Origin of the sequence: Colwellia echini (assembly GCF_002843355.2) — a bacterium.
Classification (GTDB): domain Bacteria; phylum Pseudomonadota; class Gammaproteobacteria; order Enterobacterales; family Alteromonadaceae; genus Colwellia; species Colwellia echini.
Genome location: NZ_PJAI02000011.1, coordinates 87,713 through 113,857, shown reverse-complemented (window position 1 = coordinate 113,857; position 26,145 = coordinate 87,713). Strand labels below are relative to the sequence as shown.

25 protein-coding genes are annotated in these 26,145 nt (G+C 36.3%); 16 read left to right on the top strand and 9 right to left on the bottom strand.

What is annotated here, in order from left to right; genetic code table 11:
- The 13 genes from CWS31_RS11120 to CWS31_RS11060 all read left to right on the top strand — a co-directional run bounded on the left by CWS31_RS11120 (window position 1) and on the right by CWS31_RS11060 (window position 16,556).
- The gene (locus CWS31_RS11120) at window positions 1-1,137 is read left to right on the top strand and encodes a DUF3570 domain-containing protein (protein WP_101345573.1); all 1,137 of its coding nucleotides are present in this window, start codon (window positions 1-3) and stop codon (window positions 1,135-1,137) included.
- A gap of 48 nt (window positions 1,138-1,185) precedes the next feature.
- Window positions 1,186-1,770 carry an AraC family transcriptional regulator gene (locus tag CWS31_RS11115; protein WP_101345320.1) on the top strand — a complete coding sequence of 195 codons (585 nt, stop codon included), beginning with the start codon at window positions 1,186-1,188 and terminating at the stop codon, window positions 1,768-1,770.
- Between the two features lie 60 nt (window positions 1,771-1,830).
- A complete protein-coding gene (locus CWS31_RS11110) occupies window positions 1,831-3,999 on the top strand; it encodes a tetratricopeptide repeat protein (protein WP_148747760.1) in 2,169 nt (722 codons plus the stop codon).
- Window positions 3,999-7,325, top strand: a complete 3,327-nt coding sequence (locus CWS31_RS11105) for a tetratricopeptide repeat protein (protein ID WP_101345322.1) — start codon at window positions 3,999-4,001, stop codon at window positions 7,323-7,325. Before CWS31_RS11110 ends, CWS31_RS11105 begins: the two co-directional genes overlap by 1 nt.
- Window positions 7,303-8,244 carry a tetratricopeptide repeat protein gene (locus CWS31_RS11100; protein WP_101345323.1) on the top strand — a complete coding sequence of 314 codons (942 nt, stop codon included), beginning with the start codon at window positions 7,303-7,305 and terminating at the stop codon, window positions 8,242-8,244. The genes CWS31_RS11105 and CWS31_RS11100 overlap by 23 nt, the downstream gene beginning before the upstream one ends.
- The gene (locus CWS31_RS11095) at window positions 8,237-8,614 is read left to right on the top strand and encodes a hypothetical protein (protein WP_101345324.1); all 378 of its coding nucleotides are present in this window, start codon (window positions 8,237-8,239) and stop codon (window positions 8,612-8,614) included. The genes CWS31_RS11100 and CWS31_RS11095 overlap by 8 nt, the downstream gene beginning before the upstream one ends.
- A gap of 114 nt (window positions 8,615-8,728) precedes the next feature.
- On the top strand, window positions 8,729-9,382 hold the full coding sequence (locus tag CWS31_RS11090; RefSeq protein WP_211355826.1) for a MotA/TolQ/ExbB proton channel family protein: 654 nt from the start codon (window positions 8,729-8,731) through the stop codon (window positions 9,380-9,382).
- A gap of 4 nt (window positions 9,383-9,386) precedes the next feature.
- Window positions 9,387-9,926, top strand: coding sequence for a biopolymer transporter ExbD (locus tag CWS31_RS11085; RefSeq protein WP_101345325.1), 540 nt, complete (start codon window positions 9,387-9,389; stop codon window positions 9,924-9,926).
- Complete coding sequence (locus CWS31_RS11080) at window positions 9,923-10,453, top strand: ExbD/TolR family protein (RefSeq protein WP_101345326.1); 531 nt, start codon at window positions 9,923-9,925, stop codon at window positions 10,451-10,453. Before CWS31_RS11085 ends, CWS31_RS11080 begins: the two co-directional genes overlap by 4 nt.
- Window positions 10,454-10,455: 2 nt before the next feature.
- Window positions 10,456-11,418 carry an AgmX/PglI C-terminal domain-containing protein gene (locus tag CWS31_RS11075; RefSeq protein WP_101345327.1) on the top strand — a complete coding sequence of 321 codons (963 nt, stop codon included), beginning with the start codon at window positions 10,456-10,458 and terminating at the stop codon, window positions 11,416-11,418.
- An 888-nt stretch (window positions 11,419-12,306) separates the two neighbouring features.
- Entirely contained in the window at window positions 12,307-12,993 is a 687-nt protein-coding gene (locus tag CWS31_RS11070; protein WP_101345328.1) for a response regulator transcription factor, read from the top strand.
- The gene (locus CWS31_RS11065) at window positions 12,990-14,330 is read left to right on the top strand and encodes a histidine kinase sensor domain-containing protein (protein ID WP_101345329.1); all 1,341 of its coding nucleotides are present in this window, start codon (window positions 12,990-12,992) and stop codon (window positions 14,328-14,330) included. The genes CWS31_RS11070 and CWS31_RS11065 overlap by 4 nt, the downstream gene beginning before the upstream one ends.
- Window positions 14,331-14,510: 180 nt before the next feature.
- On the top strand, window positions 14,511-16,556 hold the full coding sequence (locus tag CWS31_RS11060; RefSeq protein WP_101345330.1) for a TonB-dependent receptor: 2,046 nt from the start codon (window positions 14,511-14,513) through the stop codon (window positions 16,554-16,556).
- A 215-nt stretch (window positions 16,557-16,771) separates the two neighbouring features.
- Here the strand turns inward: CWS31_RS11060 and CWS31_RS11055 are convergent, their stop codons facing one another.
- From CWS31_RS11055 to CWS31_RS11045, 3 genes are all read right to left on the bottom strand, one after another.
- A complete protein-coding gene (locus CWS31_RS11055) occupies window positions 16,772-17,653 on the bottom strand; it encodes a patatin-like phospholipase family protein (protein WP_101345331.1) in 882 nt (293 codons plus the stop codon).
- A gap of 136 nt (window positions 17,654-17,789) precedes the next feature.
- Window positions 17,790-18,089: a YdeI/OmpD-associated family protein gene (locus CWS31_RS11050; RefSeq protein WP_101345332.1), complete on the bottom strand. Its 300-nt coding sequence runs from the start codon at window positions 18,087-18,089 to the stop codon at window positions 17,790-17,792.
- A 29-nt stretch (window positions 18,090-18,118) separates the two neighbouring features.
- Entirely contained in the window at window positions 18,119-18,544 is a 426-nt protein-coding gene (locus CWS31_RS11045) for a GNAT family N-acetyltransferase (RefSeq protein ID WP_101345333.1), read from the bottom strand.
- Window positions 18,545-18,828: 284 nt separating this feature from the next.
- Here CWS31_RS11045 and CWS31_RS11040 point away from each other — a divergent pair, with 284 nt between their 5' ends.
- Window positions 18,829-19,200: a MaoP family protein gene (locus CWS31_RS11040; protein WP_101345334.1), complete on the top strand. Its 372-nt coding sequence runs from the start codon at window positions 18,829-18,831 to the stop codon at window positions 19,198-19,200.
- A gap of 156 nt (window positions 19,201-19,356) precedes the next feature.
- On the opposite strand, the gene tpiA is transcribed toward CWS31_RS11040, so the two are convergent.
- The 6 genes from tpiA to CWS31_RS11010 form a co-directional block, all read right to left on the bottom strand.
- On the bottom strand, window positions 19,357-20,130 hold the full coding sequence (tpiA, locus tag CWS31_RS11035; protein WP_101345335.1) for a triose-phosphate isomerase: 774 nt from the start codon (window positions 20,128-20,130) through the stop codon (window positions 19,357-19,359).
- 137 nt (window positions 20,131-20,267) lie between these two features.
- A complete protein-coding gene (gene speD, locus CWS31_RS11030; RefSeq protein ID WP_101345336.1) occupies window positions 20,268-21,056 on the bottom strand; it encodes an adenosylmethionine decarboxylase in 789 nt (262 codons plus the stop codon).
- Window positions 21,057-21,185: 129 nt separating this feature from the next.
- Complete coding sequence (locus CWS31_RS11025; RefSeq protein WP_101345337.1) at window positions 21,186-21,530, bottom strand: DUF3802 family protein; 345 nt, start codon at window positions 21,528-21,530, stop codon at window positions 21,186-21,188.
- A gap of 217 nt (window positions 21,531-21,747) precedes the next feature.
- Window positions 21,748-22,965: an aspartate aminotransferase family protein gene (locus CWS31_RS11020; protein ID WP_101345338.1), complete on the bottom strand. Its 1,218-nt coding sequence runs from the start codon at window positions 22,963-22,965 to the stop codon at window positions 21,748-21,750.
- A 163-nt stretch (window positions 22,966-23,128) separates the two neighbouring features.
- Window positions 23,129-24,274 (bottom strand): HDOD domain-containing protein, encoded by a 1,146-nt coding sequence (locus CWS31_RS11015; RefSeq protein ID WP_101345339.1) that lies wholly within the window; start codon window positions 24,272-24,274, stop codon window positions 23,129-23,131.
- 172 nt (window positions 24,275-24,446) lie between these two features.
- The gene (locus tag CWS31_RS11010; protein ID WP_101345340.1) at window positions 24,447-25,046 is read right to left on the bottom strand and encodes an anthranilate synthase component II; all 600 of its coding nucleotides are present in this window, start codon (window positions 25,044-25,046) and stop codon (window positions 24,447-24,449) included.
- Between the two features lie 292 nt (window positions 25,047-25,338).
- Here CWS31_RS11010 and CWS31_RS11005 point away from each other — a divergent pair, with 292 nt between their 5' ends.
- Together CWS31_RS11005 and glnK are read left to right on the top strand one after the other, a co-directional pair.
- Window positions 25,339-25,566, top strand: coding sequence for a glutaredoxin family protein (locus CWS31_RS11005; protein WP_101345341.1), 228 nt, complete (start codon window positions 25,339-25,341; stop codon window positions 25,564-25,566).
- Between the two features lie 230 nt (window positions 25,567-25,796).
- On the top strand, window positions 25,797-26,135 hold the full coding sequence (glnK, locus tag CWS31_RS11000; protein ID WP_101345342.1) for a P-II family nitrogen regulator: 339 nt from the start codon (window positions 25,797-25,799) through the stop codon (window positions 26,133-26,135).
- Window positions 26,136-26,145 lie beyond the last annotated feature (10 nt).

The following is a 26,145-nucleotide window of genomic DNA, read 5'->3' as shown; positions in this document are numbered from 1 at the left end:
ATGCGCTTATTTTTTCTGATAATGGTGGCAATCTTTATTAGCATAGCAACTCAAAGTGCTCATGCTGCAGTGTTGCAAGATGATAGAGTTGATGTGCTTTATCATGGCTATAACGGCGGCGGCATGGATATAAATGGGCCGGCAATTTTATTGCGTAAAAAAGCCACTGAATCCATTGCCGTACAAGCTTATTATTATGTTGATAGTATCTCATCAGCATCCGTTGACGTAATGAGTACCGCAAGCCCGTATGAAGAAGAGCGTAAAGAAGTACAGTTAGCCTTTGAATATTTACATAATAAAACCATTATTGATGTGAATGTCAGGCGTAGTGCAGAAGATGATTTTTTAGGTAACTCTATTAGTCTCAACATCTCTCAAGATACTTTTGGTGACCTAACTAATATCAGCATGGGATTAGCCTATGGTGCTAATGAAATTAGCCGCAACGGCGATGAGTTTTTTGCTGAAGAGAGTAAACAATACAGTTTAAATTTTGCCTTAAGTCAAATCTTAACGCGAAACTTAACCATGACTTTAAATGTCGCCGCCATAGCTGATGAAGGGTATTTAAATAACCCGTATCGAACTGTTCGTTATGTTGATAATAGTCAACCGTCTGGTGTTGGTTATCAAAGCGAAGTTTATCCAAATACACGTAACTCATTTTCAACCAAAATTTCTGCTAGTTATTTTTTATTTTACCGAGCCGCGCTGTTTGCCAATTATCGTTATTTTAGTGACAGTTGGGGAATTGATGCCTCTGATGTCGAACTTGCTTACAGACACCCTATTGGTGAGTCGTTTGAACTTGAATTAAATGTTCGATATTACCAACAAACCGAAGCCAGTTTTTATAGTGATTTATTCCCATACAAAGATGCACAAAACTATTTAGCACGTGATAAAGAGCTAAGTACTTTTAACGATACAACGCTAGGTTTTAGCGTTACTTACTTGGTGCCACAGCAATATTCTTTTGGTGATTTACGCTCTGAAGCCTCCATTCAGTGGGATCATCTTATATTTGATTATGAAAACTTTAGAGACCCCACGGCAGAAGGTGGTGTAGGTAATGAACCTTTGTATGGTTTCTCTGCCAATGTTATTCGCGTTTTATATAGTCTGTATTTTTAAACTGAGCTCAAACAAGACTTTATTGTTATTTTTAGGTAATTAAGAAACATGAACAAATTTAATAGTGTAAAAGCAGTTACAACTTTCGTTAGGGTATTCATTGGTGCGCTATTACTGGCCATTAGTTTTACCAGTATTGCGGAACAGTCAGCGACGATTAATAACGAAACTAATACTGCATCCGATACTGAGTTGGCACTACAGCTTGAACATTTAAAGTCTCAAGTACTGCAACTTAATCGAGAGTTGTTTATTTTAGAGGAAGATTTACTGTTTCCTGCGAGTACGCAAATCGCTATTTTTATTTCGGTTGATACAGGTCAGTTTTTTGCCATAGATAGCGTGGAAGTTAAAATTGACAATAAAGAAGTCGCGGGATTTTTATATACCGATCGACAACGTAAAGCGTTAGAGCAAGGTGGCATTCAAAAGCTTTATTTAGGCAATTTAAAAGTGGGTGAGTATCAGTTAACCGCTATTTTTACAGGTATAGATCCTGAAGGCCGAACCGTTAAAAGAGCGGCTAGTTATGATTTTGAAAAAGATGACGATGCCCAAATGATTGAGCTTAAGGTTGTTGATGATACCAGTACCTACAGAAGCAAAGTAGTTGTTGAAGAGTGGGTTTTATAATTAACTATGCGTATTAATGTAAGCCTTTCATCTTTTCTTAAAACTTTATTGCTGACGCTAATGTGTCTAACAACTACTGTCTATGGGGAAAGTAGTACGGAAGATGAGCAAGATAAAAATAAACAAAATAAGCCAGTTATTAAAACTGACTTACAAGATAAATATTATCGCCAAGCGCTTTATTATTACTTTCAAGGCTATCCTGCTCAAGCACTAACCCAAGTAGAGCAAAGTAAGGCTAAACTAACGCAGCTAGACAGTCGGTCTGCTTTATTTGAAGCGGGTTTACAACTGTCAGCGGGTTTATTACAGCCTGCAAAAGAAACCTTAATTAATTTTGAAACGTTTTTGGAGCAAGAAAGAATAGCCGCTGAAAAAGCCAACCTTGAAGATGATAATGATGAGCACACTGAAAAACATCAAAAAAGAGCGGTGAAAGCCAAAGAATTACGCTTAATCGCGTTATTATCGCTCACCGATCAATATCTAGCACAAGGTGACATTAGCCAAGCAAAAGATACTTTAACTAAAATAACTACAGTGCCGGCTGTATATTATCCAGAGTATTATGTGCTTAATCAGCTTGCTTATTGGCCTGAGAAAAATAAAAACCTACTGGCTAAACCAGAAGATAGTACTAATGAAAACTCTCCTTATATTCAGTTAAATGAAGCATTACGCTTAATCGAATTAGCTCAAGCAGATGCAACACATTACGATTTGGCTATTAGCGCTTTACAGCAAATTAAAGTTACTCCATGGCATGAAGAAGAATCTAGTTTTTGGAAAACCTTATTCATTGATGATGCAAAACTAACGTCACCAGCAGAGAAGCTACAAATTGCTAAGTTACAAAGCCAAGCTATTCAAGATTATGCAAAGTTATTACTCGCACAAATATATATCAGCCAACAGCAGTACGATTTAGCTTTTGTTGAATTAAAAACATTCCCAGGGGAAAGCCCTTATCAAGAGTCAGCGCTATTTTTATTCGCTTTTGCTAGCCAACAAGTTAAACAATATACAATATCCCTTAATTTACTTAACTTATTGATTAAAGATTATCCTTACTCGCCGTTAAGTTGGCAGTCAGCTGAATTGATGGCAGCGCAAGTAAGTGAACAGCAATCTTTAGCCCAAGGAGTTAGCGCTTACCAAAGTGTAGAAAGCTTTTTCGTACAACGTCAGCAAGATTTGAGTGATTTTTCTCGTGAATTTAATCAAAGTCATAATTTACTGACATTTTCAGTTTCACAGCTATCTAATTTACAGTTATCAAATGAAGTATTGCTTGAACCAGCAATGCAGCACCCCCCTAACCAAGAAGTAATAAACATAGGTGACAGAGTTGATGTGGTTAATACAGTTGAATATTTTCCAAAATCAGTTTGGTTGCAGCAGGCGCTAGCGGATGTTGAATTGGCCAATTTATATCAAAGTTTAATAGATATTGATCAGCAAACAGCTAACTTACAATTATTAAAAGACAAAACGGCTTGGCTAGCGCAGATCATTACTCTTAATCAACAACGTAAAGCAAAGATTGTTACCAGTAAAAAACTACGTGAAGAGCAAGGCACTTTTGCTCTATTGAATAATGAACGGGATCGTTTGGCTGCAATACACGCACAGCAATTAGCTAATGAAGATAAAGCAGCCTTTGCCAATGAAGTAGAAAGAGAGTGGCTTAGCAGAATAGAAAACAGTTACAAGGCGCTAAATGCTATTGGCTCCCAGAAAAATACCGAAGAATATAAAGAGCGATTAGCGAGAGTTGAAGGTGTATTAGCATGGCAATTAGCACAGCAATTCCCGCAACGCTCTTGGGCTCAAACTAAGCAATTACAGCAACTAAATAAGGCTATTGATGAGGCGACAGCAAAACAAAAAAATATCGAGAGAATATCTAATACGCAAGACGCTATAGACCTGAGTATTAATAAACATAACCAAAGTGAAACTCAGCTTATCTCGTTATTATCACAGCTGGCGCAGTTACGAGAACAAATCAGTATAAAAATAAAAGCCAAGGTGAACGCTTATATCGAGGAACAAAATGTTACTTTAGCCGAGCATGTACTCACTACTCGCCAAAGTATGGCTAATGTTTTAGAGCGCATGGCAGTTGCCGACAAAAGACTTTCAAGTCAATTAATAACTTCTCCTGAAAAAACGTCAGCTGAAAAAGATTTTTCACAGCCGCCTTCTACAATGAAGGAGACTGATTAATGCCTTCATTTCTTAATTTATTGGTCAAGGAGCTAACTGCTAAGTTAATGGCTAAGTTAACAGTTAATCAAATTGCGCCATGCTTAAAAACCAACAACCTTATTATTTGTTTAATCGCCTTAGCAGGATTAGTTGGCTGTCAAAGCACCACCGATAATGAACAATCAAACCGCAAAACCTTGGCTGATTTAGCGAATGAACAAGGCAATATCGAAATTGAGAGTATTACCCTAAGCCAATCGCAACGAGCAACAAAATTAGCACAATTATATAGAACGATACTAACTTTAGAGCCGGATGAAGAGGTGAGGGCGCAAATAGAATATAGGTTAGTGCAAATGAATACCCAAGCCTATGAATTGATGGATGGGGAGCCGTTAAACGACGCTCAAAGTTTACAGAAATCAGATGAGGCATTGGCTGCTTTAGTGGTATCTTATCAAGATTTAATCACTCGATTTCCTGATCGTAGTGATAATGAGCTGATGCAATACCAACTAGCTAAAGCACTAGATCTTCAAGGTAAATCTAAACAGAGTTTAGTGCAAATGGAAGCACTCTTGGCTCAATACCCTAATAGCCAATATAGCGCAGAGCTGAACTTTAGACGTGGCGATATTTATTATAACTTTCAGCAGTATCCTCAAGCCTTAGCAGCTTATAACGAAGTTAGTTCAGTAAAAAATAATGACGCTTACTATGTAAATAGCCGTTATATGTCAGCTTGGGTATTATTTAAACTTAACCGTTTAGAAGAAGCAGATATTGAATTTATTGCATTACTTGATTATTTAGTTGGCCAAGAGTACAAGCAAAACAGTCAACATGATTTTACTTTTGCTCAACTAGACCCACGCTATGCCAGTCTGGTAACTGATATACAACGAGTGTTAAGTATCTCGTTAAGTCAGCAGCAACAATCTGAAACTTTAGTTGCGTTAACGGTTAAGCAAAAATCATTGCCGCATTTATCACTTTATCGACATATTTTATTTAAGAACTTAGCCGACTTTTTAGTTAATAATGAGCTGAAATATGATGCAGAGCTAACGTATCAAGCGTATATAAAAATGGAGCCTAATAATATTTGGGCGGCGCGATACTCTTTAATTTTGCTCGATTTACTTGAACAACAAGGTAAGTACACGGCAAGCAGAACGTTAAAACAAAACTACGTAAAGCAATTTGGTATTCATAGTCAATTTTGGTTACAGGCACATAAATCGAACAGTTCAGAACGCTTAACCGCTGACGAAATTAATCGTGAAATATTACCTAATTTATTACGCTTTAGTTATCAGCACAGTCGTCGACTCTATGCACATGCTCAGCAATTAAAAGCAGGTAAAGAAAGGCGTAAAGCATTTGCAGACACTAGTACCGCTTTAGCGACTTATCTTGAATTGGCTAATCTACCACAAAGTAATTATGAAAAAAACAAACCTAAATTGAGTAAAAGTTTGTTAGCTGATGAGTTACTTTTTGCTGATGCTAATTTTGAAGCAGAGCAATATGAAGAAGCATTAAATGCTTATGAATTAATTGCTTATAATAAGATTTTTGATGTTTCGTTAACTGATAAACTAATCTTGTTATCGCCGTCTGCAGTATCTAGTCTAACAAAGCAACCAACATTACAAATAAGCTCTGAATTAACGTATAAATTACGTTTAGAAGCCGCTTATGCAACCACATTAACGGCAAGGGCGATGTTAAAAGCGGCTAAGGTTAAAGCAACTGATTCGTTAAATAGCACTAGCTTAACGGATAGCCAAAAAACATTGTTACGCACCCGTAATCAGTTAGATCAATTGTTTGTTCAAACTTACCCCTATGACAGTCGTGTGCTTACCTTAGCTACTCAAGCCGCACAATACGCTTATTACGCCCAGGATTATTCGGCGGTTAACTATTACAGTAACTTTATTTTACAGCGACATTTGGTGATTAGGGAAACTAATGATAAACCTGCAACAGCAACAGACTCAAACGCTGATTCGGGTTTAAGTTCAGCTAACGGAATATCAAGTTTTGTGCCTGTTCAATTAAGTAAATTGTCACCACTTGCTTTGAAACAAGTACAAATTGCCAGTCAATTACAAGCCAATAGTTGGTATCAGCAAAAAGATTATGTACAGGCAGAAAGCGCTTATCAATTAGCGTTAGCTTATGTGCCACTAACAAGCAAAGCTAGAGCACAAACTAAAGCACAAACCAAAGCACAAGCTAAAAAGCGCAACGAAATGCGTGAGCTATTAGCATCATGTATCTACTTTCAAGCGCAAGGCTTAGTAAAAGAGCAACCGTTAATGGCGGTACAACATTATTTACGTGTCGGACAAGTTGTACCTGAGTCAACCTATCGACTTAATGCCGAGTTTGATGCAGGTAATATTTTGCTTGAGCAGCAACAATGGCAGCAAGGCATAGAAGTATTGTCTGCTTTTAAACTACGTTATCCAACACATGAATACAGTAAATCTATTTCAGCCAAATTAGCTAAAGCTTATGAAAATACCCAGCAATGGTCGTTAGCTGCTGCGCAATTGTTAGCGATGATTAATGGCCCTGAAGCGGCAAAATATTCAGAAGAGTTAAAACGTGAAGCACAATACACAGCCGCAGAATATTATCAAAAGGCAGGTGATACCGATAAAGCATTAAGTGCTTATCGAACCTACGCTCATAAATACCCTGTACCGTTTGTGGTAGCGCAAGAAGTTAGATTAAAATTAAGTGATTTTTACTTACAGAAAAAAGAAACCAATAAGCAATATTTTTGGTATCGAAAAATTGTGAAATATCATGATATTGAACTAAGGAATTCATCGAGCAATATTACTAACAGAGCTGAATACCTAGCATCTTATGCTGCGTTAGGCTTAGGTAAAGCACATCAGCAAACCTTTACTTGGACTAAGTTAACCTTACCGCTAGCGAAAAGCTTGAAACGTAAGCAAGAAGCGTTGAAGTTGGCGGTTGGTTATTATCAAAAAGTATTGTCGTATCAAATGGCTGAATTTGTACCGCAGGCGTCATATAACTTAGCAACAATGTATAGTCAATTAGCGAAAGATATTATGACTTCAGAGCGACCTAACGATCTTGATGAACTAGAGCTAGAAGAATATCAATTTGTACTTGAAGACATTGCTATACCTTTTGAAGATAAGGCCATAGAAATACATACCAATAACGCTCAACGTGCTTGGCAAGATGTTTACGATGATTGGGTTGAGCAAAGCTTTAGTGCGCTGGCGGAATTAAACCCAGCACAATACAATAAACAGGAGAGAGCAAGCGATGCTATTCAAGCAATTTACTAAAGCGGCTATTCTCGCAATAATCTTATCATTATGGCTAAGTGGCTGTTCTTCAAAGCCTGCTGTAGAAAGCACTGATGACATAGAAAACAGCAACTCTACAGCAAATGCAACTACAAACGCTGCGAAAAATAACACAACTGACGATGCAGATACGTTGCAAACAGATGCGGTGAAAGTAGGGCAAGATCCGGTAGAAGTAGGTAAGGCAGCTAAAGTTAAAGTTAAGCATATTCCGGCGATAAATCTATATGAAGAGCAACAAGCTAAAACGCCAGTAATTGTTCCAGATAAAGTGCTTGAAGATTATCAACAAGCAATTGCTTTGATGAAAGTTAAAAAGTGGCAGCAAGCGGACGCTTTATTAGATCAAGTGATCCTCGCGCAACCTAACTTATCAGGCAGTTATGTTAATAAAGCACTTATTGCACAGCAGCAAGGTGAGTTGGTTGAAGCGCAAGCATTACTCGATAAAGCGATTAGTATAAATAACCTCAACTTGTATGCTCATCATTTACAGGGACAAATTTATCGTTTACAGGGACAATTTAATAAAGCTGAACAAAGTTACTTAGCCGCACTCGCTATTTGGCCAGATTTCAACGATGCTCAAGTGAGTATGGCTATTCTATTAGAGCTTTATCGAGGTCGATTAATTGATGCACATGGTTATTATACTTCTTATTTAACACTCAATAGCGATGATGAAGAAGTTAAACGCTGGCAAGCGGGTTTAGAAATAAAAATAACTCGTGCAGGCTTAGAAATTCCAGTTGTTGAAGACGCAGCGACAGAAGATGTGATGACAGAGAGTGTCATTGATATAGAAACGGATTCAGTAGATGATCAACTAGATGAATCTGCAACTGTTACAGTAAATGAGCCAGGAAATATAAATACGGAGGCGGAAAATAATGAATAACTTACCGGTGCGTTATATTCAAACTGCTTTAAAACCTTTTTTATTATTTTTTACCGGATTGTTTACAGTATTATTTTTATTGTCTCAAATTGCGTACTCAGCAAAGGTAAGCTCAGCAGAAGTAGACACTGCAGAATCAGCACCGTTAATTATCCAAAGCCAAGTAAAAGGCTCACAAGAACAACCAAATGTGATTTATATTATGCCGTGGCAAGGGGTTGAACAAATTATAGAAGTGAAAGGTAAAGAGCGAACCATTAAATTACCAAAATTTTCGCCTATTCATCCAAAAGCATTTAAGCAGCAAGTACAGTTTTTTGCTAATAAACAATTAGCTGCGAAAACTGAGGTGGTTGAGATAGCGGAATAAAATAATTCAAACTGAGAAATTAAAGATACAAAATATAGCTAAAAAAATAACAAGAATACATAACAAAAAACTTTATCAATTTATATCAACATAGAAATTTAAAAGGAAAACGACATGGGTATCATCGACAGCATCATCACTTTTTTACAAACGGGTGGAACATTCATTTACCCAATCGCCTTAGTACTAGTCATAGGTTTAGCTATCAGTCTTGAGCGTTGGATTTACCTCAATTCAGCATTAAGAACTAACCGTAAAGCGTTTGCTTTATTAAAAGATTCACTTAAAAAAGGTGATATCGACACCATCAGTAAATACGCACAAACAAACTCAGCGCCAGTGCTAGATGTATTGCAATCAGGTATCGCGCGTTTATCATCAGTAAAACGTAGAGAAGACGTAGAATACGCCATGGAAGAAACCATGATGGAATATATGTTACGTCTTGAAAAACGTACGCCATTTTTAGCCGTGTTAGCTAACATTGCCACCTTACTTGGTTTATTGGGTACTATCATGGGCTTAATCGCTGCGTTCTCTGCGGTTGCAAATGCCGATCCTGCGGAAAAAGCCAACTTATTATCTTCAAGTATTTCAGTAGCAATGAACACCACAGCTTTTGGTTTGATTACCGCTATTCCGTTGATATTACTGCACACCAGTTTAATGGGTAAAACAGCTGCTATTGCTGACTCGTTAGAAATGGCGGGTATTAAATTATTAAACTCGCTTTCTTTTGGTCAGTCGTCTGACGAACACCGAGGCTAAGCAAATGAGACGTCGTCGTCGCGTAAATCCGCCAGAGGCAGAGCTCGACATCACCTCATTTATGAATTTGATGATAGTGCTAGTGCCGGTATTACTATTGAGCTTGGTGTTCTCTCAGGTGCGTATTTTAAATTTACAGCTGCCTGTTGGATCGCAAGCGGCTAGTGATCCTAATGATCAACCTAAAGTGTTGGAATTAGTTATTGATCAAACGGGCTTTGAATTGAATTATCCTGCGGGAGTTTTATTAAAGCGTTTTGATAAAACAGCCGAAGGTTATCAATTTGCTAATTTGTCTACTTACTTACAAGATTTAAAGCTAACCTTCCAGCAAGGTGAGCCAGAGAACCAAGACAAAAAAGATATTGTTTTATTGCTAACACCAGAGATTGATTATCAAACTATTGTTACCACAATGGACACGGTACGGTCATTTAAAGCCGTTGTTGCTGCAAACTTAGTTGATGCTGAGCTTTTTCCACAAATCTCTTTAGGTGATGCGCCAGAAGCTCAAGCAGACAATAATGTAGGAGCTAAGCAATGAAACAGTCATTTAAAGCAAAACGTTTAGCTAAACATCATAAACGCTTTAGTGCAGGCTCTAAATTGAACCTAGTTTCACTAATGGATATTTTCACTATTTTAGTGTTCTTTCTTATTGTTAACCAATCAGAAGTGCGCGTATTGCAAAACACTAAAGACATGAATATTCCTATTTCAATCGCCGAAGAGCTACCAGCTGAAAACATATTAATTAGCGTGTTACCGAACAGCATAATGATACAAGATCGTGTTATTTGGCAACAACAAAGCTCATTAACCGAGCTGAATGTTGTTATTGACTCAGGTCTAATTAAAGCGATAAATACAGAATTAACTTACCTTGCAGCTAAGCGCCCGGTTTTAACCGAAAGTGAATTAGAAAATGGCCGAGCAGTTACCATTATTGGTGATGCAACAGTACCTTATCAAGTATTAAAACAAATCATGGCAGCTTGTGCTGACAGTGATTATCGAAATATTTCATTAGCTGTTGAACAGGTAGCTAAAAGTAAAATTAAAGGAGGCTAAAGATGACATCAACACATTTAGCTTCTGGTTCGGCTTATGGCGCTTCGTCATCTAAAAAAGATGATAGCAATATATTTCAAGATACCGCGCAAGATCAAAAATTCACTCGAATTTTACAGATACTTATCGCGCTTTTTATAGTGGTTTCTGTGATAGTGCCGCTTATTGAACAAGTTGAAGTACCACGTGAAATAAAAGAAAAGGTACCAGTACAGCTAGCCAAAATAATGCTCAAAGAAAAAAAGCTACCTGAGCCTGAAAAACCGAAAGAAATACCCAAAGAAGAGAAAAAGCCAGAAGAGGTGAAAGACGAACCAAAGAAAAAACCTGAGCCACCTAAAACAAAGCGACAAGAAGCTAAACAAAAAGCACAAACGTCAGGGCTTGCAGCCATGAAAGATGAGCTGTTTGCTATGCGCGATGCGTTTGAAGTACAGCCGGCGAGTACAACTAAGTTAAATAAAGCCAATGCGACTGAAACAAAAGTTCAACGCAAATTACTGGCAAGTACTGCGAATACCCAAAGCGCAAAGCTTGCTGCGGCTAATACTACGCAAACAGTAGCAAGTGACGAGTTAAGTACGCGTGATACGCAACAAGTGCGTTTATCAGAAGAAGAGGTGTTAGCAAGTACTGACACGGCTGAAGCTGAATCGTTAGCTGCACAAAAATCAGGGCAACGTTCAGAGGTAGCCTTAAGACGAACACTTGAAGCGAACAAATCTCGCCTTTATTCTCGTTATAATCGTGCTTTACGCAAAGACCCATTCTTAAAAGGTAAAGTGTTATTTGAAATAGAAATTTTACCTTCAGGTAAGGTTAATAAGGTAATTATTAAATCAAGTGAGTTAAATAATCCGCAGTTAGAACGACAACTGGTTATTATTTTAAACGCCATTGAGTTTAGTGCTGAGCAAGTTGATACGGTTACCACTATTTGGGCAATAGACTTTTTGCCGAGTTAGTTTAAATCATTTAAGTTAATTGAAATAATTTATTAGCTATAGCTCTAATCCTAGCGTTAGAGCAATACAGACTATTTTCTTGGTCTATGCATGGCTTGAATAAGGTTAACAGGTAGAAAACACAAAAGGCCTTAGTTAATTAAAATTAGCTAGGGCCTTTTTATTATCTGAAAGTTGATTGATATTTTACTTCTTGAATTCAAGTATTAATAGTTCATAAAATTCAAATTAACTAGCTGGATTATGAACCTAATAAATCTATGATCTGATGGTCGCCAAGGTGATATTAACCTTAAAATTACAGGGGATTTGATTAGGTTTATGTCTTTTTCGTTTTAAAATATTGAGTTAAGAAATAACAATGTGTTTAATTAATAGCGAGATCTATATCTGTATAGCATGCGAAAAACATTAGATAAATACGTGAGTGTTATGTGTTTCTCTTAGTTACTTTAATACTACACCAATTGTAATTAATGATGATTATATTCATGAGGAACACTAATATATAAATAAAAATAATTATCATTCGTGGTTGTGAGTGGTATTATAATACTGTCTTATTTTGTTGCAACTTATTTAACCTGAGTTCGGGATAATGAAAGTGAGTAGAATAATAATATCAATCACTTAGGATTTTACCTTTACAATAGTTTTAATTATTCGTAGTACAAGGCAGGAAAGCGAAGCCAATAACGGGTTATTGGGAGCTTTCATAACGAAGTAATACGGGTCATTAAGGCTGTTGTAGCATTTTGCTTATCCCGAACTCAGGTTATTTAGCTTTAAATTGATAACGAATTTGGTTAAACAGATTTTCCACTAGGTAAATAACAAAGAGTAGACTTAATCACTCCAGTATTTAAACTCGATTTTAAGTAAGTATTTATGTCTAAATTTACAATATTATTAATTGAAGATGATAAAGTTTTAAACTGTCAACTCAACGACTTACTTATCGCTAAGGGATATAAAGTTGAACAATGCTTTGATGGTGAGCAAGGACTTATTCGTGCTTCATCACAACAGCATCATTTGATTTTATTAGATGTTATGCTACCAGAACGAGATGGATTTTCACTGTTAAAAGTGTTACGAAAATCATGTCAAACTCCCGTTATCATGGTGACAGCGAAAGATGCAGAACAAGAAAAAATATTAGGATTTAGCCATGGCGCTGATGACTATGTAGCTAAACCGTTTAATCCCACAGAGCTGTTATTTAGAATTGAAGCCATTCTACGTCGCAGCCATGATCGTAATACAGAAATAGTCAGTCAAGAGGTTAATATTGATGGTTTAACCATTAATTACCAACAACAATTGGCCTTTATCAAAGATGATGTTTTAGACTTAACGCCAATACAGCTTAAATTATTATGGGAATTAGCCATTAATAAAGGAGAAGTGCTGAGTAAAGCTTATTTATATCAACGGGTACTAAACCGAAATATTGGCGCTTACGATAGAAGTTTAGATATGCATTTAAGCCGAGTAAGGCGTCGCTTAAATGAAGCTAACTGGCAAGGAGAGCGTTTACAAACAAGTCATGGCAAAGGTTATTGCTTAGTATGACACATAGACTCTTCTATAAACTCTGCATCATTATTGCATCAGGCATAGTTGCACTTTTTTATATTTTAAATTTATTAATGTCTCACACAGAAGATGGTATGAGCCATTTATCTACCGACGATAGAGATACCCTAATTCAATGGGGAAAAGAAGCTGAAGCTATATACTCAACGGGTGATACTCTTGCGCTTGAAAAATATTTACAGCAACTAAAGCAGCAAGAAGAAACTTGGGTCGCCGTTGCTCGTTATAATATTAATCAAGTGGCAGGAGAGCCACTGGGAAGTCGTTTTTATGATGGCTACCACTTTGGCAGAAATGTTAATTGGAAAATTCATTTATACTTTGCCAACAACCCCACAATGGAAGTTCCTTTTGAAAATAAACAAGTAAGTTTTCTTATTCAATTACCCGATAGAATGAGGCCTGGCGTTTATTTTAAATATACAGAAGTGACAATGCAGATTATTTTGCCCAGTATTATATTGATGTTACTTTCTTACTTGCTCTATCGATATATTACGAAGCCTCTAGGACAACTTCAACTTGCTACCCGTGAATTTAGTAAAGGTAATTTTGAGGTGAGGGCGAGCTTATTGATGGGAAAGCGTAAGGATGAATTCTCAGAGTTGGCTATGTCTTTTGATCAAATGGCGATACGATTAAGTGAGCAACTTATTAACCAGCGTCAGCTTATTGCCGACTTATCTCATGAATTACGAACACCTTTAACACGTTTAGATATTGCTTTAGCCGAAGAAGAAACTAATCAAAACCCAAGTAAAAATATTCAACGCATTAATCGTGAATCTAAACATATACGTAAGCTGGTAGAAGACGTATTAAACCTTGCTTGGCTGGAGAATGAAAAGCCTAGTTTACAGCAGGAATCGTTAGAGTTAATCGACTTACTTGATGTGCTTATTGCTGATGCAGAGTTTGAATTTCCAGATCGGATAATTGAATGCCATTTGCCTAATAATGCGCTTATTCAACATTCTAGCCATCGTGCGGCAGCACAAGCGTTAGAAAATATATTGCGTAATGCACTGCGTTATACTCCAGCAGGACAAAAAGTCTTTATTTTTATTGAAGAAACAATCACTCATTTTATTCTACATATTGACGATCAGGGACCTGGTGTTCCACCTGAATATTTGGAGATGATTTTTAAGCCGTTCTTTAGAGTAGATAAAGCTAGAAAAGCAAATAGCGATAGTTTCGGTTTAGGTCTCGCATTAGCGCAAAGGCAATTATTTGCTATTCGATCAACTGTTAGTGCACACAATGTTAGTGGTGGTGGTTTATCTATGAGAATCTCTTTTCCAAAAACTTAATATTACCGTTTTTTATTATATTCAGTATTTACAAATTACAGTCGATTGATACGAATAAAATCAGATAGCCTTGATATAAAAATGAAATGTAACAATTGTAAAAATGCTATCAATCACTCATCCTTTAAATGATAATGATTTCTATTAAGCTTTCATTCAACATTTAGAGAATAATTATTAATGTCATCATTAAATGTAAAACACACATTATCACCCATTGCTTTGGCAATTTCTTTATCAATCACTACTTCCTATGTGCAAGCTGCAGAAATAGTAAATGTTGATACCGAAGTAAAAAAAGTAGAAGAAACAGAAAAAAAAATAAAATCAATTGAATCAATAGTAGTAGTAGGCCAAACCACTAACTCGGTTATTTTGCCTGAAGAATTAGAAAAATATCAAGCTAACGACTTAGCAGACGTATTCAGACTAGTACCTTCCGTAACGGTGGGTGGCTCTATTGGTATTGCTCAAAAAGTATATATTCGAGGTATGGAAGATACACTGTTTAATGTAACAGTTGATGGCGCGCCTCAAACAGGTACTTTATTTCATCATATTGGCCGAGTATCTATTGAACCAGAATTACTCCAAGAAGTAGATGTACAGGCCGGTGCTGGTGAAGCAACAAGTGGCTCTGGCGCCATTGGTGGAGCGTTACGCTTTAAAACTAAGAATGTTGATGATTTATTGACTGCTGGCGATAGATTTGGTGGTACTTTGCAAGCAGGTTATTTTACTAATGCGGGCTATAAAACAAGTGGAACATTTTATGGTGCATTAACTGATGACTGGGGGCTTCTTGGCTCTTACACCTATATAGACCGCGATGATATGGTTGATGGTGACGGTAACGATTTATATGGCACGGCAGCTAAACAAAGTTTAGGTTTCTTTAAACTAAACGGTAATTTAACTGACAATCAATCTATAACGCTAAGTTACGAAGATCGAAACGAAAACGGCGACTTTTCTCAACGTCCTAATTGGCCTGCATTGGAAGCAGACACACTTTTTCCTTTAGAAGCTGAGCGTCAAACTATAATTTTTAATCATCATTATGCAGGTGGCGATTTAGTACAGTTAGAAACAACACTTTATCAAACTAAATCAAGTGTTGAGCAAGACGTTTTTACTCGCTGGGGACGTTATGGCGGTGATATGAAGACTATTGGTTTTGATATCCGTAATTCGACAATAATTGATAACCATGGACTCACTTACGGTATTGAATATCGTCAAGACGAAGTAACGGCGCAATCGCTAGAAATAGATGCAGATCCTGCAATTTCTGAAAAAGGAACGGTTGGCGGGATTTACTTTCAAGATCATTGGCAGTTATCTGCAGACTTATTGCTAAGTTTTGGTTTACGTTATGATCAATATGACCTTAAACAAGTTACTTTTGGTTTGGAAACTGATAGTGATGGTTTTAGCCCTAATGTAGGCTTAACTTATGATATTAATAACAATTGGCAACTGAATGTGGGCTACGCCCAAGCAATGCGTGGTAAAGAAGTCGGTGATTCATTTACTATTGAATCAGGTGATGGCGCTATCGATCCTAACTTAAAACCTGAAGAAGTTGAAAACACCGAAGTTGCGTTAACATACCATAATGAAAAATGGCATCTAGTAGCTACTATTTATCAAAGTGATGTTGATAATGTTGTATTTGATCAAATAGGCCAAGGTGTTTATTTTGAAAATATTGGCACTTTAGCGACAAAAGGCTTTGAACTAAAAGCCGGCTATAGTTTTGAAAACTTAACAGTTTTAGCTAATTACACCAATAATACCTCTGAACTAAATGGAGATACGGTTGAAGGGTATGAACATAATGGTTTAGCAAATGAACGCGGTGATACCTTTGGTTTTAATCTTAATTATACGCTATCTGACAATATAGAGCTCGGTTGGAATTATACTTATGTTGCTGAATTAAATGATATTGAGGTATTACAACGAGCAGTAGATATTGGCTGGATAGATCAAACTTACACTATCGATAAACCAAGTTATCAGCTAAATGATATTTACGTGCAGTGGCAACCATTAAACTCAGATACATTAACACTTAACTTAACGGTTCAAAATGCATTTAATGAGCAGTATCGAGACCATTCAAGTGTTGGAGATTATGGCGACATTCCTGGCTGGGAAGGTATAGCAGGTTTATACGAAGCAGGCAGAGATATTCGTATTGGGGCAAGTTATAAGTTTTAAATAGTAACCATGCAATCAATACAATGATTTTATGGTACTTAGTGCAAGTAGATAATGGCAGTGATTGTTGCCAGATCAAATAAAGCCTGAATTTTTGCTGTTTTTATATTCAACGTATAATAACAGCAAGGGTTTAGGCTTTTTTACAACAGAACACTTTTGGGCTAACTAATTGGCTAGACCCTGTAACAGATATTGTTACAGGGTCGGTTGTATTATGATCTACTGAAATGTTCTTCACACAAAGAGTACCCTAAGTGAATCATTTCATCAGCCCTATCAAACTCCAACGTACCACAAGCATTACGGGCTATTTCTATTAATATATCCGGTGGATATGCTGCTAACTTTTGTCTTGATATACTACTTTGCATAGCGTCAAATGCTTGGTTGGCAATATCATAACCGCCCCATTTTTCATTTAAATTATTTTGAGTCGACTTATTAAAGCTATCGATAAATTCACCTATTTTGGTAGAAAATCTTGAATCTATCGTTTTTTTCTTAAATTTTATTTGTGGATCATTAGTGGGTATATTGGGACCACCAAGGTTTACGGCGATAGTCATGTATGTAGAATCACCAAAAGTTGGTGCTATTGGTACAGGGTTTAATACCCCACCATCTATTAATTGAATGCCATTGTGATTGTACGGAGTAAAAAATAAAGGTAGGGATATTGACGCTCTAATCGCATCAAATAGCCTGCCAGAATTTATCCATACTTCTTTCTCATTTTTAATATCTGCCGCAACTGCAGTGAAATTAATAGGCAGGTCTTCGATAGCTATATCACCTACAATTTCTGTCAGTGTATTTATTATTTTATCGCCTTTTACTAAACCACTACTTTGCCATGAAAGATCGAGTAAATTTACAATATCTACTTTGGTTATGGCTCTGATCCATCGTTCAAATTCATTAAGTTTGCCTGCAGCATATATTCCTCCAATTAAGGCGCCTATAGAGCAGCCCGAAATAGATGAAATGACATAATTATGTTCTTCTAACCAATGAATTACACCTATATGTGCTAAACCTCTAGCGCCACCACTTCCAAGTACTAAAGATATGTTTTTTTTATCTGTTAACGGCATAATAAATAAACCTACTTGAATAAAAAATTATTAACACTCACCTATCGCGTGAAACAAACAATATATGGTATCTGATATTGCCTCAATAATTATGAGTGATGCCCGCTTTACTTTACTTCCTTATTCCAATCCCAGGTTATTTATTTTTATCTATTAAAACACTCTGTTGCCATTCGCTGGGTTTTTTATCAGTTCTATGAATGCAACCGACCCAACAACATGGGCGTTTCTTTCCCTCGAGTAAGGCTTCTGCAGCCCTTGTAATTCGTTTTACTCTAGTTTTACTTTGTTTGGCGTCTTCAATCCAACATATAAATTCGTTACGCGCTATAGGGGTTAAATTCTCCCAAAGCTCTATTATATTGCTTTCAGTTAATGTTCTAGATAGATCTGCTGGTAATTCGTGTACAAGTCCGCCAGAAATTTTAAATGTCATACTGAGATGCCTATTTTAAAACGTATATATTAAGAAAATGTTATCGACAAATGATGTGAGCTGAAATTCAAACCTTTATTTAAATATAAGCGATGTGCAAAATGTCGTGCATAACCAGTATCTAAGTGAACTCCTTGTAATCCTAAGCTTTTGGCTTTATTAATTATTTGATCAAGTAGTTTACCGGCATAGCCTTTACCTCTAACCTCTTCAGCAGTAGATAAATCATCAATGTATATTATTTCTCCCCAAGCTAAAAATTCACTCTGCCTGTAACCGATAATACTTTGAACAATACCATTATCACTGAGCGCTAGTATTTTATATCCTTGGGCTTGCTGCCTTTTAACTTGAGGGACAAAATTTTCCACTGTCAGATGTGGTCTTAAAGCTTTAAATACAGAGAAACAATTTGCAATTTCATCTTCAGTTTTAGCTTCGTAAATATTAATCATGCGCGACTTTTCCTTTATTCGCCTAATGCTTCATTATGATGCAAAGAATAAAATTTAAAATAAACGACGATAGTACAAAAGCCAACTGTTATTTTTATTTATTCTGAAATGACTTATTGAACAGAATAATTCCTTATTACCATTATTCATATATTGTATTAGAGCAAATTTTCAGGGGCTTAGACTAAAAAATCATATTGAAAAGGCTAAAATAGTTTGCGAAGTATATTGCTTTGAGCTAAAAATATTTTTAGAATCTTTTTTTTTATTTTAGAGTTCGCCGAATGACTACTTTAACAGAATCAGCTATCAGTTTTGCTACTGACCGTCAGTTTTATGACGACAAAAACTATCCACGAGGCTTGGCTAAGTCTGGTGATTTTACCCTAAAAGAATCGCAAATTATGGAGCAATACGGCGTTGCATTGAGAGCATTGGCTGACCAGTCAAGAGCGCCAGTAACAGATGAAGAAATACAATTTGTTGAAGTATGTATCAATCAACTTGACCCTGTTACCCCAATTGAAAAAGCGTGGGTGAAATACCAAAATAAAACGTTAACACCTAAACACTTCCATACCTTATTTGGTAGAAGCAAAGTTGAAACGGATGATGAAGACGACGAAGTTGATCCGGATGATACTGATTTAGATTAAGCATCTTTTAAATTAAGATTAAAAAAAACGCAGTTAACTTATGTTATCTGCGTTTTTTATTTATATGATTTGGCGGTGAAATATTACTGCCAAACTATATTCTTACTAAAGATTATTACTGCCAAATTATATGGACAGATTTTTGGGTGCTAATTTTTAACCTTCAATTTCTTCGGCTACTATCTCAGCTTGTTTACAAATTTCAATAAAATGATTTGGATCTAAGCTAGCCCCACCTACTAATAAACCGTCAATATCTTCTTGGTTCATTAATTCACGCGCATTACTTTTATTAACACTACCACCATATAAAATATGTATTTTTTCAGCGCGCTCAACGCCGTAAATAACGCAAAGCTCTTGACGAATAAAGCCATGAACCGCTTGCGCATCTTCTGGTGATGCAGCTTGACCAGTACCTATAGCCCAGACCGGTTCATAAGCGATACAAATTTCTTTGTTTGTAATATCAGTATCCGCTAAAGCATCGTGCATTTGTCTAAATAATACATCGTTAGTAATACCTGCTTCACGTTGTTGGGCATTTTCACCAATACATAATACAGGCATCAGATCACTTGCTAGTGCTTGGTTAACCTTAATTTGACAACTTCCGTCATTTTCATTAAACATTTGACGACGTTCTGAATGACCGATTAAACATAAGCCAGCGCCTACATCTTTCAGCATTTGTGCTGACGTTTCACCAGTATAAGCACCAGAGCCAAACTTACTAACGTTTTGGCTACCAACGATGATTTCTGAATGCTGTAAAAAATTAAGCATATCTCGCATATAAATATAAGGAGGGCAAATCGCTATTTTGGTTGAAAAATGTTTACCAATAAAAGCGGCAACCGAGGCACAAAGTAGGTCAATGCCGCCGTTTAATTTCCAATTAGCGACAACGATAGGAATGCGTTTACTCATGTTTTTAATACCTTTTAAAAAGAACGTCTTGAGGAAAGGATAAACACCATTAAAGATTTAAGCAAGCACTAGTCATTGCGTAGATAAAACAAAATGAAAATTGTATAAAAAATAAGGCGTTTAAACTGTTTAAGGGGTTATTTACCAGTAAATAGTTCATTTAATTCGGTGCGGAGCTGATTCGTTATTTGTCTTTTAGTTTTAAGCGATATTTGATCAACATTAGTATTAAATAAATGATGTTGTAAATCGATAGATTGTCTGACTAATTTACAATGAAACAAATTATGGGTTGCCATTACACTGTCTTTTATTTGGTATGTTTGGTGTGTGTTAGAGCTTAAATGTTCACTTATTTGGTTGATATTATGATCACTAAAGTGTTTATTGCCTTGTTGATCACGGGTCATGCCGCGTATTCGATAATCTATATCGATTACATCTGCTGAAAAAGTGTCAATCACGTAATCTAATACCTCTAACGGTGAAATAACACCACAGGTTGATAATTCAATATCAGCCCTAAAAATAGCAATAGCTTGCTGAGGAGCCTCTTCAGGATAAGTGTGAATACACAGGTGGCTTTTGTCTATATGCGCAACTAATGATTCTGGTTTGGCTTCTTCTGAAATCATTAAGGTAACACTAGCGCCTTGTGGGGTGTAATCTTGGCTAGCAATATTTAATACATTCCCACCAATAGCATGGCAAATTTTAGTCAGTAGTAGTTCAAGCTGTTCGCTACTGTAGGCCTGATTAATGTAGCTATGATAATGCTCTTGGCATTGTCTATTCAACGTAGCGCTGTGCTCGCTATTGTCAGTAGTCTGCTTAGTGTGTAAATAATGCACACGATATAGCGAAAAACTTAAACTCTTTGTTAAGTTATTAAAGCCATAAAGTGGAATTTTATTTTTGGAGGACATCTACAACAACGCTTATTTATATCTTTTTATTGCCACCTACATGGTAACAATAAATTAATCGAGACAATTTTATCTTAAACTACTTATCCCGAGCTCAGGTAACTTAACAATTTACCGTAAGTTGATAGTTTAGTCTGCATTAATAACACTATCGAATAGATTTTTAATTAAAGCTGCAAACTCAATAATAAAGGCATGTTGTGCGGCGTTTACTGGGTTATCCATAATGCCAGAGAATAGTTCTTGTAAATCACAAAGAATGGCATCAACTTCACGAATAATAGCGTTACGCTGATTAAACGTTAAATTTTTATTTTGACTACACACACTAATGATTTGTTCGCCTAATTCTATTTCAATAACAGACATGACTGTTTCGTTAGATTGCGCAGGCGCGGTCGAATTTTCAAATAAACTAAGGTGCTCTGTAAGATATTCAATAATGTGAATATAACCGTCAGTATCTGTAACCATAATTGATTTATCGACCCTTGCTGATGATTGAGTTGTAGGATTTTTTGAGTATAGCATTTAGATTTAGTATTATTTTAAAATTTTTAGTTTAAGTAATCTGAGTTCAGGATAATTAAGGCTGTTGTAGAAGAAAACTTACTTTGAGAGAATTATTAAAGTTAATTAAGCCCATAGGTGAGTTAATACCTATAGGCTAATTTAATATTAGTTGTATTTTTTATTGCTGAGTGAAGTTCGCAATAGCTTTTTCAAAGCGTACTAAACCTAATGCAATATCTTCATCAGGAATAACTAATGACGGCGCAAAACGTATAACGCTTGCACCAGCAACGAGTACTAATAAACCTTCGGCCATGGCTGCATTTAAAAAGGCTACCGCTTTACCTTGGTATTGCTGGCCTAATTCAGCGCCAATTAATAAGCCTTTACCACGAATTTCAGTAAATACATTATATTTAGCGTTAATTGCGTTTAAACCATCAATAAATAATTGCGACTTTTTATTGATATCTGCTAATACAGTTTCAGTGTTAACAATATCAAACACCGCTTCTGCAACAGCACAAGCTAATGGGTTTCCGCCATAAGTGCTACCGTGCGTACCTACGGTTAAATGTTTCGCAATGTTGGTTTTAGTTAGCATTGCACCAATAGGAAAACCACCACCTAAACCTTTAGCCGACGTTAAAATATCAGGCGTAACACCTAGCCCCATATAGGCATAAAATTCACCTAAACGACCAAAACCGGTTTGCACTTCATCAAATATTAATAAGGCATTATGTTGGTCACATAACTCACGTACACCTTTAATAAATTCAGCATCAGCAGGTACAACACCGCCTTCACCTTGTAGTGGCTCAATCATTACCGCACAAGTATTGTCAGAAATTAATGCTTTTAAGCTTTCAAGGTTATTGTATTCTGCATGGGTAATATTACCTGGTTTAGGGCCAAAACCATCTGAATAAGCGGTTTGTCCGCCAACAGTTACGGTAAAAAATGTACGGCCATGAAACCCTTGCTTAAAAGCAATAATTTGAGACTTATGTTCGCCATGAACCTCAAGCGCCCAACGACGTGCTAGTTTTAATGCGGCTTCATTCGCTTCCGCGCCTGAGTTACAAAAATAAACTTTTTCAGCAAAGGTACTATCAACTAATTTTTTAGCTAAACGTAGGGCTGGCTCATTGGTTAATAAATTTGATACATGCCAAATTTTCTCACCTTGATCTTTAAGTGCGCTAACCAAAGCAGGGTGACAATGGCCTAAAGAGCTAACCGCAATACCACCGGCAAAATCAATGTATTCATTGTCTTGTTGATCCCACACTCGAGAGCCTTGACCGCGAACGGGTATAACCGCTGAAGGTGAATAGTTTGGTACCATCACGTCATCAAATAAGCCGCGTTCAACTGAAAAGTGTTCTGACATTTTCTTTATCCTAATTTATGTGGGTAACGTTTTTAAATAGCTTACTGCAAAAGCAGATAAAGCTTAATGAAAATTTTTTGTATTGTAAAAATAATATTTATTTTAGTGGTGAGCATTAATATTAAGGCGAATTAAAAGCAATAAATAAATGTACGACAACACATTAATTAAAGTTTAGTTTAATGTGGTCAATATCACTTTTTTTCAATAAGGCAATTTCGTCAGCAGTTAATTGTACAGCACCGAGTAATTGTTGAGCTTCTTCGGTATTGATTAATGATTCTTTATCTAAGGCTCGATATGCCACATAAGCTTTAGCTTTGGCCACTACCTGAGCAATGGGATGCATTTGTTCGAAACTTGTCGCGTAAGCTAAATCAAAAACAGGCTCTGTGATATTAAGTCGCTTAAAATTCATTTGTTCAATTAAATCGGCTGATAACTGTGAACTACGCATTACTAATTGCTCAAGCAGTATTTCTTCATTAGCCTCTATTTTTGATAATACGTTATGCAAACGCTTATCTTTTTTATCAAAAGCGTCTCGTAATTCTTTTTTATACATGTCACTAAAAATGTTTAAATAACAGCGAGTAACGGCAAGTCGACCAATATTCGATAACATTCCATTAGTAAACGCGGTAAATTCATCAAGGCCGTGCTCTTTACCTAAAACACGAGAGGCGAGGGCAATAGATAAACTATCGTTCCATAACTTTCGTTTCATTAAACCATAGGGAGCTGTACTGGTTGGCAGCCAATGCTTAAGCGTAAAGGTTGGCATAACCAGTTTTAAATTATCTAAACCAATGTAGCTTAACGCTAATTTAGCATCAGTAACTTGTACGTCGGCACGTTTTCGATATTGCGGTTTATTCACTAAACTGATCAGATCAATACTTAACCATGATAGTGAAGCGGCAAGCTCTTTAATTTGGTTCACCGAAGCTGCACGGGCAGATAAAATGTCTATAATCGCGGGACAAGCATCTTCAATACCCAGTACGTTGTGGTATAGATGTTCTTTATTGTCAAAGTCGCTGTTAACTTTAGTGCGAACACGATTAAAGAAACTTTGCTTTGTTTGATTTCGAAAATGCTCTTCACCATGTTCGGCAATTATTTTTTCTTGCTGCGCTTTAACTTCGACAGATAATAGCTCTCGGCGACGATTTTCTTGCTCGCTACCTTGATGACTTACCGTCGGGATTTTACCGCATTGCTTTTCGGCAAAATCTTTACTGATAGAAAGACTAATAGCGCGTTGATATAATATTGCGGCTGCTTGATTGTTTTCAAAAATTTGCATAAAAAGTTTATTGCTTATCTGAGATATAAAGTGAGTATCGAATTCGTTAATTCAGGTTTTCACTGAACGGCTATTTTCTAGATAAAGTAAACACCTACTTTATAGGGCTTTAAACTAAAAAGCTTCTATTTTAGAGCGCTCTTTTTAAATTCTGTATTCTTATTTTTTACATTTAATGTAGAGGGAAATTATTATATTGCTTAATAAAATTAGCTAATAAGTCTTGCCCTTGCTCAGTCATAATCGATTCAGGATGAAATTGTACACTAGTTATAGGTAATGTTTTATGTTCAAGCGCCATAATTTCATCAATACCTCCTTGTACATCTTCACTCCAGGCCGTTATAGTTAACTCTGCAGGTAATGACGATTTATTTACAATTAATGAATGGTAGCGCGTAACCTGTAATGGTGAATTCAGTCCAGTGAATAATCCTTGCTGAGTATGACGAATCAGTGTTGTTTTACCATGCATAACTTTTTTGGCTTTTTCTACCTTAGCGCCAAAGTGCTGGGCAATACATTGATGGCCTAAACAAACGCCTAGTAATGGAACTTTACCCGCAAATTCTTTAATTACAGCAAGTGATATACCTGCAGCATTAGGATCACAAGGGCCTGGTGAAATCACAATATATTGCGGAGATAGCCGCGAAATGTCAGCTAAATTAATTTCATCATTTCTAAAAACAACTACTTCTTGACCTAATGCTTGAAAATAGTGCACTAAGTTAAAAGTAAAAGAGTCGTAATTGTCGATCATTAATAACAAAAAGTTTCGCCTAACAACTAAAGAAATTCGCCGCTATTCTAATGCTTTTATTGTAGCGGAGCAATGCGCGGGAAGATAAATGCATTAAACCCAATGAATTAAAGAATTAATCAAAACGTAATGGGTATAATACATTTAGCTAAGTTGTGATAACAAAGTAAAGCTCCCTACAATTACCTTTATTGATACTATTATTTTTTAATTAAAAAAATAACCTGTTTACCCAGAGATAGTAGCATTTAACTAATGCGAACCGTCAATACCATTATTCAATATATGAGAGTAGAAAAAAATGAAAAAAGTAGTTTTATATACCATGGATAAGTGTCCGCACTGTCAAACCGCTAAACGTTATCTTGAACAACAAGGTATTGCGTTTAGATTGTGCAATATTAAAACCCCTAAAGGTCAGAAAGAATTTGCAAGCACGCGCTTGCGTGGTGTGCCAGTATTGAAAATTGGCGACCAGTTACTTAATGGTTTTTCAATTAAAGGCTTTACTGAAATGTATAAAAGCTAACAAATACATTCTCATATCGCGGTGAATTATCAACTTAAGTGTTAGTGAACACACGGCCGTTGCACCAGATATTTACAGTTGCCCAGCTTTGTGCGCTAAAAAGGTGCATAGTAAAGGGTGGTAAAATACGCACATCAGTTAAGTTGTTGTTTTAATTGTTTAAATAATTTTGGCATGTGAATTGTATTATCGAAGTTAATATAATTTTAAAACCACAACTAGGGGTTAACATGAAACTGATAAGCGTAATTATAAAACCATTTAAATTAGATGATGTCAGAGAGGCCATTTCTGAAATTGGCGTTGAAGGTATCACGGTAAGTGAAGTAAAAGGTTTTGGTCGTCAAAAAGGTCATACTGAGCTATACCGCGGTGCGGAATATCAAGTAGACTTTTTACCTAAGGTAAAATTAGAGATTGCAGTAAACGACGATATCGTTGAGCGTTTAGTTGAAACAATTACTAAAGCGGCTTACACCGGTAAAATTGGTGACGGTAAAATATTCGTTTACAACCTAGAGCAAGCGGTACGTATTCGTACTGGTGAACTTGATTCTGAAGCTTTATAAGGGGCAACTA